The organism is uncultured Aquincola sp., from assembly GCF_964001545.1.
In the GTDB taxonomy this organism is placed as follows: Bacteria; Pseudomonadota; Gammaproteobacteria; order Burkholderiales; family Burkholderiaceae_C; genus Aquincola.
This window is the reverse complement of sequence record NZ_CAXFDV010000075.1, coordinates 20,115-27,736: the sequence shown is the minus strand read 5'-3', so window position 1 is coordinate 27,736 and position 7,622 is coordinate 20,115. Positions and strand designations below refer to the sequence as shown.

The 7,622-nt window shown below is 71.5% G+C and carries 6 protein-coding genes; all 6 read right to left on the bottom strand.

Features of this window, described 5'->3' with window-relative positions; genetic code table 11:
• Nucleotides 1-512, bottom strand: a 512-nt coding sequence (locus ABNT58_RS02750; protein WP_348751982.1) for a lamin tail domain-containing protein, incomplete at its 3' end; no start/stop codon positions are given.
• A 27-nt stretch (nucleotides 513-539) separates the two neighbouring features.
• Nucleotides 540-1,415, bottom strand: coding sequence for an SdiA-regulated domain-containing protein (locus tag ABNT58_RS02745; protein ID WP_348751981.1), 876 nt, complete (start codon nucleotides 1,413-1,415; stop codon nucleotides 540-542).
• Between the two features lie 70 nt (nucleotides 1,416-1,485).
• The gene (locus ABNT58_RS02740) at nucleotides 1,486-2,454 is read right to left on the bottom strand and encodes a PEP-CTERM sorting domain-containing protein (RefSeq protein ID WP_348751980.1); all 969 of its coding nucleotides are present in this window, start codon (nucleotides 2,452-2,454) and stop codon (nucleotides 1,486-1,488) included.
• A 129-nt stretch (nucleotides 2,455-2,583) separates the two neighbouring features.
• The gene (locus tag ABNT58_RS02735) at nucleotides 2,584-3,354 is read right to left on the bottom strand and encodes a hypothetical protein (RefSeq protein WP_348751979.1); all 771 of its coding nucleotides are present in this window, start codon (nucleotides 3,352-3,354) and stop codon (nucleotides 2,584-2,586) included.
• Between the two features lie 3 nt (nucleotides 3,355-3,357).
• Nucleotides 3,358-5,577, bottom strand: a complete 2,220-nt coding sequence (locus ABNT58_RS02730) for an ATP-binding protein (RefSeq protein WP_348751978.1) — start codon at nucleotides 5,575-5,577, stop codon at nucleotides 3,358-3,360.
• A 6-nt stretch (nucleotides 5,578-5,583) separates the two neighbouring features.
• Nucleotides 5,584-7,569, bottom strand: coding sequence for an ATP-binding protein (locus tag ABNT58_RS02725; protein ID WP_348751977.1), 1,986 nt, complete (start codon nucleotides 7,567-7,569; stop codon nucleotides 5,584-5,586).
• Nucleotides 7,570-7,622 lie beyond the last annotated feature (53 nt).

Here is a 7,622-nt window from a genome sequence, read left to right as displayed (position 1 = left end):
GAGCGCCACGAGCCTTCGCTGTCGCCCACGGCGGACAACACCCAGCCCGACACCTGGTTGGCGCCCAGCACCGTGAAGCTGCCCGGCCGGCCGCTGACCTCGCTGGTGACCACCGTGGTCTTGTCGTAGGTCAGCCGGTCCACCAGCGTGCCGCTGGCGTTGAACAGGTTGATCTCGTCGCCGTTGCCCAGGTTGTTGGTGTAGTTGCCGATCACCTTGACGCTGGCGGCCAGGCCCCAGTCGGCGCGGAACACGTCGGCCTCGGTCTCGGTGATCAGCACCGATTCGCCGGCCGCCAGGGTGCCGAAGGCCGACAGGTTGAGCACACCGGCCAGGCGGCTGTCGTCGTCGAAGCTCCAGCCGACCAGGCTGACGGGCGCGTTGCCCAGGTTGGTGAACTCGACGAATTCGCCGACGCCGCCCTTGTACATCCATTCGGTGATGGCGACGGACGGTGCGGCCTGTGCGGTGCCCGCGGCCAGCGCCAGCAGCAGGGAGAGGGTGGTTTTCATGTTGTATAGACGGGTGAGTGAGGGAGTTCAGGCGCTGCGGCGACGGGCCAGCCAGGTGATGGCGGCCAGGCCGGCCAGCATCAGCGCATAGGTCTCGGGCTCGGGCACCGGCGCGGCGCTGAAGACGTAGACGTTGGGCGTTTCGTCGGTCAGGTAGATGGTGCCGTCGGCGGTGATGGTCACGCCTTCGGTGCTGCTGCTGATGGCGCTGAAGTCCAGGCTGCTGAGCACCATGCCGCTGCGCGAGACCTCCAGCAGCCGGCTCGATTCCTGGCTGAAGATCAGCAGGTTGCCGCTGCCTGGCAGCACCTGCACGTCCGAGAGGTCGAGCACGCCCAGGTTGGGCGTGAACAGCGAGGTCATGGTGTGGGTGCCGCTGTCGAAGTCGATGCTGCCGAACTGCACCGCCTGCGGGCTCTTTTCCTTCACCGTCACGAACTGGCCGTTGCTGCGGTCGAAGGAGATGCCCTCCAGCCCCACGTTGCCCACCGTCGGGCCCAGGGACACCGACTTCAGCGACCCGCGCGCCACCGTGGCACCGGCCTGGTAGCTGAGCTGGTAGACGTCCTGCAGCCGTTCTTCGCCGATGACGAAGCCGCCCTTGCCGGTGTAGGTCAGGGCTTCGGTATCGCTGAAGCCGCTGAGTGCCATGCTGCCCAGCACCTGGCCGCTGCGGCTCAGTTCGGTGATGTGGTCGCCTTCGTCACCCAGCACGAACAGCGTGTCGCTGTCCCAGTTCCAGGTGATGGCCGACGACTCCGAGGCGGTGCTGGTGGGCAGCGCAAAGGTGCTGGACAGGCTGTAGCGGCCCAGGTCCAGCCCGGCCGCCGAGGCAGGGCCGGCCAGGCCGAGGGAGAGCAGGGCGCCCGCGGCCAGCGCGGACAGGGACAAGCGTGATTTCATGCAACCTCCTGACGTTTTCCGTCAGCTTGGCGTCTGCATGTGTCATGCGCATGTCACGCCTGCCCTGTCTTCACCCCCGGTTGCGGCGGTGGCGGGCGAAGGCACCCAGTGCGGCCAGGCCACCCAGCATCAGCGCATAGGTACCGGGCTCGGGCACCGGTGCCAGCGTGTAGTGGAAGACGTTGACGTAGGTGCCCAGCGCGTTGCCGTTGGGCTCGACGATCATCTCCACCAGCATCTCGGCGCCGCCGCCGGGCAGGGCGCGCAGCGCGATGCCTTCGGTCTCGTTGCGGGCGCCGGCCATCACCGGCAGGCGGAACAGCTCCTCCACATGGCCGCTGGCCAGGTCGAGCCGGTACACCGACTTGTCGCCGTTGTGGGACGACATGTACATCGCGCCATCGAACACCTTGGCGCCCTGGATGTTGCGGATCGAGGCATCCATCGTCAGCGTGTGGCTGAAGCTCCAGTCGCTGAGGTTGTAGACGTTGATGGTGTTGCCGTTGCGCCATTCCTTGCCGTAGCCCAGGCCGGCGGCGGCATCCACCGCCACCCAGCTGGCCACGTCGTCGTGCGGATTGCTGGGGGCACCGTTGAGCTGGTAGAGCTTGCCGGTGTAGCTCAGGTCCTTGGCGTTGAAGAGGGCGACGTGGCCGTTTTTGTAGTCGCCGGCTTCGGAGTCCAGCGACGCATAGAGGATGCCGTTGGCCACGTCGATGTCGCCGATGTGGTCGAAGCCCTGGGCCGCCAGCTCGGCCGGGATGCCGGTCTTGATGTTCAGCGAAGGCAGCTCCACCGAGCCGGTGCGCTGCAGCGACTTGAAGCCGAGGTCGGTGCGCTCCAGGCCGTACTGCCAGGAGAACAGCCACTCGTTGCCGTTGAAGGCCACGCCCTGGGTGCGGTAGACGCCGGTGAAGCTGGCGTCGAAGTAGTCGTAGCGGTCGGTCTGCGTCAGCGACCAGGTGGCAGCAGCGGCCTGGGCCGGCGCGGCCAGCAGCAGCGCGGCACCAGCGGCCGCCAGCAGGGGTACAAAAGACATGGGAACTCCTCGATGTTGTCGTCTTGTGGGCGCACGGGGCGCGCATCGAGTGTGGTGGCCTCATGTGCCCCCGCGATGACGACGCATCGGGGCCGCCGGTCCGTTCGGCCCAGCGGCGGCCGCGGGCCTTCAGGGGGCGCCGGGTGCGACCAGCAAGGCCTTGGCCGCTTCGATGCGCAAGGCCATCGCCACGCCGTCGTCGTGCATCACGCGCAGCAGGAACTGGCGCGCCTGCTCAGGCGCTGCCAGGTCGGCGGCAGGGGCGGCATCGCCGACCGCGGGCGGCGGGCTGGCGGGCGGTGGAGGGGCCGCCGGGCGCCATTCGGCCAGCAGCGCCGTGAAGGCGGCGTGGGGCATCGGGCGCATCCGGCTGAGCAGCTCGGCCTGGCCTTCGGCGCCGGGCGGCAGGTCCAGCCAGGGCGTGTCGGCAAACACCGCCGCCAGGTCGGGCGCGACGAAGGCAGCCCAGCAGTCGCCCTCGGGCTGCTGGCGCAGCACCGCGGCGGCCTGGCCCCAGTGCGGCGCCTCACCCGCGGCGGCCGGCTGCGGCAGCAGGCCCACACGCGCCAGCGGCAGCTCGCCCAGGTAGCGGCGGCGCAGGCCGTCCAGCCAGGCCCGGGCCTGGGCCAGCGGCACCGGCTGCGCGAGCGAGAACCACAGCTGCAGGCCGTCGCGACCGTTGACCGCCACCGCGGGCTCGGGCAGGCCCAGATCGGCCTGCACGCCGCGCCACACCGCCGACAGCGCCTGCCAGTCGGCCGGCCGGGCCACTTCCAGCACCGCGGCGCGCACGCGGCCTTGTGCATCGACCAGGGCCTGCACCGGGTCGGCTGGCGGTGCGGCGTCAGGCGCGGGGGTGGGCAGAAAAAGGCGCTGGCATTCGGTGGCAAGGCGGTTCATGGCCTAAAGCGTATCGCCAGCCGGCGCGATCCAGCGCTGCAGCAGCTGTGCCAGCGCCTCGCGGGTGAAGGGCTTGCACAGGTAGTCGTTCATGCCCTGGGCCAGGCAGTGCTCGCGGTCGCCGGCCATGGCATTGGCGGTCAGGGCCACAACCGGCATGCGCAGCCCGCGCGCCCGCAGGTGGCGGGTGGCCTCGAAGCCGTCCATCTCGGGCATCTGGCAGTCCATCAGCACCAGGTCGTAGCCGGGGCCGGGCTGCAGGGCCAGCGCCACCGCCTGCGCGCCGTCGCTGGCCACGTCCACCTGCAGGCCCAGGCTTTCCAGCATCGCGCGCGCCACCATCACGTTCATCGGGTTGTCTTCGGCCAGCAGCACCCGGTGGCCGGCCAGGCTGGCGCTGTGGCGCGCCGCGGGCGGCGGCGTGGCGCCGGACACCGCCGGCTCGTCGGTGGCGGCGGCGCGGCCCAGCGGCAGCTCGAAAGCGAAGGTGGAGCCCACGCCCAGCATGCTGTCCACCGACACGCGGCCGCCCATCAGCATCACCAGCTCCTGCGAGATGGCCAGCCCCAGGCCGGTGCCGCCGTAACGGCGCGAGGTGGAGCCATCGCCCTGCACGAAGGGCTGGAACAGCTGCTCGCGCAGCGCGGGCTCGATGCCGATGCCGGTGTCGCGCACCGCAAAGCGCAGCCGGTGGCCCTGCGCGTCCTCGTCCAGCAGTTCCACCGTCAGCAGCACCTCGCCCACTTCGGTGAACTTGATGGCATTGCCCAGCAGGTTGCTCAGCACCTGGCCCAGGCGCAGCGGGTCGCCGCGCACGCGGTCGGGCAGGCGCGGGTCCACCCGGTGCGACAGGCGCAGCGACTTGCGCTGGGCCGCCTCGCGGAACAGGCTGCACTGTTCGCTCAGCAGGCCGTGCAGGTTGAAGTCGATCGACTCCAGCTCCAGCTTGCCGGCCTCGATCTTGGAGATGTCGAGGATGTTGTTGATGATCTGCAGCATCGAGGTGCCGGCGCCGTAGGCGGCGCTGGCCAGCTCGCGCTGGCGGGGGGTCAGCGGCGTGTCCAGCAGCAGCTCGGTCATGCCCAGCACGCCGTTCATCGGGGTGCGGATCTCGTGGCTCATGTTGGCCAGGAAGGCCGACTTGGTGCGGCTGGCCGACTCGGCCGCATGGCGGGCCGACTCCAGCTCGGCCAGGGTTTCCTGGCGCCGCCGCGCCAGCCGCACGATCCAGGCCGCCGCGGCCACCACCAGCAGGTTGAACACCAGCGTGCTGCCGATGATCCAGTGGCGGGTGGAGCGCCATTGCCGCAGGAACAAGGTGTCGCTGACCATGATGTTGACCACCATCGGGTACAGGCTCGACACCTTGGGCGCCACGATGCGCAGGCGCTGGTCGCTGGGGTCGGTGATGCGCGGCGAGGCCAGCAGCTCGGTGCTGGGCACCGGCTGGCCGCGGCTGCTTTTCAGCGCCTGCTGCGCCTGCAGCCAGCGGAAGGTGGCGCCTTCGCGGAAGCTGCGGCCCATGAAGGCTTCGTTGTGCGGCATGCGGGCCAGCAGCTCGCCGTCGCGGCGCAGCAGCAGGATGGCGGTCGAGTCCCATTCCATGCCCAGGCTGCCGTAGAACGACTCGAAGTAGCTGCTTTCGATGCCCACCAGCGCCAGCCCCAGCAGCGCGCCGTCGGGGCTGGTGAGCTTGCGCGAGAGGTAGAAGGTCCAGGTGCCGGTGCCGCGGTTTTTCACCGGCTGCGACAGGTGCACCTGCAGCGAAGGGTCGGCCCGGTGGCTGGCCACGTAGTCGCGGTCGGCCAGGCTGATGTCGGGCACCGGATAGCTGCGCGAGAAGTTCAGCAGCTGGCCTTCGGCGTCGGTGATGGACACCACGTCGATCTGCGGCAGGTCGTTGCGGCGGTCGCGGATCATCTCGTGCATCGCGCGTGAGCCCACCAGGCGCCGGAAGGCGGCTTCGTCCTCGGGCGCGGCCGCGGCCACCTGCTGCACCACCCGCGCCAGCACCGCGTCGGCGGCGGCCAGCGTCTGGTCGGCATGCTGCGCGGCCATGGCCGACTGGATGGCCAGCGAGTTGCGCCAGTCCCCGATGGCGTCGGAGCGGCTGCGCCACAGCGCCACGCCGGTGGCCAGCCAGCTGGCCAGGATCAACAGCCCGCACACCGCCCACAGGCTGCGGTAGGTGCCGCCCACGCGGCTCAAGCCGGCGTCCCCCACCGGCGGTCAGCCATGGCCTTGCAGGCGTTGCGGCGGCGGGCCGGCCAGCAGGCTGCGCAGGCCGCCCAGCACCTCGTCCACGTCGATGGGCTTGTTCCAGCGGGCATCGAAGCCGCCGGCCGCGCGCCCGGCCGCCGCGTCGGTGCGGGCATCGGCGCTCACCGCCACGCAGGGAATGTCGCGGGTGAGGGCATCGCCGCGCAGCGCCTGCAGTACCTGCTGGCCGCTGATGTCGGGCAGGTGCAGGTCCAGCAGGATGACCGCCGGCCGTTCGCTGCGGGCCAGCGCCAGGCCCTGGGTGCCGGTGGCCGCGGTGATCAGGCGCCAGCCGGGCTGGCCTTCGATCAGGTGCTGCATCAGCAGCGTGTTCACCGGGTCGTCCTCGATGTAGAGGATGCGCTGTCGCGGGTCGGCCGGCGGCTGCGGTGGCGGCGTGGCCACGCGGCGCTCGGCCAGCGGCAGTTGCAGCTCCACCCGCGTGCCCACACCGGGCTTGCTCTGCACCCGCAGCTTGCCGTCCATCGCCTGCACCAGCTGGCGTGCGATCACCAAGCCCAGGCCGCAGCCCTGGCCCGGCTGGCCGGGGGCATCCAGCCGCTGCAGCGGATCGAACAGCCGCGACAGCTGCTGCGGCGACATGCCGCGGCCGGTGTCTTCCACCGCCAGGATGGCCTGGCGGCCGCGCAGCGCCAGGTGCAGGTGCACCTGGCCGCCGGGCCGGTTGTACTGCAGCGCGTTGGACAGCAGGTTCTCCAGCACGCGGGCCAGCGCGTCGCCATCGGCCAGCAGCAGCGGCGTGTCGCGCCGCACTTCGTCGACCACCTCCACCTGGCGCTCGCGGGCCAGCGGGGCCAGCCGTTCCAGGCAGCGGCGCAGCGGCTCGCGCAGGTCCAGCGGGGTGGGGCGCAGCAGGGTGCGGCCTTCTTCCAGGCCGCGCACGTCCAGCAGCTGGTCGATCATGCCCATCAGCCGCGCGCCCGACTGGCGGATGACTTCCAGCCGCTGCTGCTGCGTGGCCGGCAGCGGCGCCGCCCGGTCCTGCGCCATCAGCTGCGCAAAGCCCAGCACGCCGTTGAGCGGCGTGCGCAGCTCATGGCTGATGCGCGAGAGGAACTCGCGCTGCAGCGGCTGCAGCTGCAGCGGCGCGGCTTCGCTGCCGTGGCCGGCGTGGGCGTCGGTGGCCGGCGCATCGTGCGGCAGCGTCGGCGCGGCATGTGCGGCTTCGGGCCGCACGGCCTGGGGCAGACGCTCGGCCTCGGCCACGCGGCAGGTGCCCACCAGCAGGTCGCCGTCGTCGGCCTGCTGCAGCACCAGCTCCAGCGTCTGCAGGCGGCCGTCGGGCAGTGGCAGCCGCAGGTGCAGCCGCTCGACCGCGCCGGCCACCGGCGTGGAGGTCAGCGCCGCATGGCCCAGCAGGCGGTCGTCGGGCGCCAGCAGCGCCAGCCAGTCGGCCAGCGGCAGCCAGGCGGGCGTGGCGGCCAGGCCATGGTGGCGGCAGGCCACTTCGTCCAGCCGCAGCCGGGCCTGGGCGGGCTCGTACTCCACCAGGCCCAGGTCGGCCACCCGCACCGCCTGGCGCCAGCGGCGTTGCTGGGTGCGCAGCTCTTCCTGGCGGCGCTGCTGGTGGGTCACGTCGGTCAGCAGGCCGTGCCACAGGGTGCCGCCGGTGGGCAGCAGCTCGGGCGCGGCCACCAGCTCGTACCAGCCCTGGTGCACACCCGCCGGGCGGATGCGCAGCCGGCAACGGCAGGTCTGGCCCAGTTCCAGCGCCTGCGCCAGCTGGCGCTTGAGCTGCGCCAGGTCTTCCGGGGGAATGCTGCCGGCCACCACGCCCGCATCGGCGGCCAGGCGGGCCGCGGGAATCATGAAGATGCGCTGCAGCGCGTCACTGGCAAAAGGGAAACTCCAGTGGCCCAGCTCCGACTGGTGCAGCAGGAACACCGCGGCCGGCAGCTTGTGCAAGGCGGCGCAGCCCGGCACTGCTCCGGGCATGCCCAATGCCGCGGCGCCAGGATCGGACCCGAGGACTGCTGGATCGGCGGACA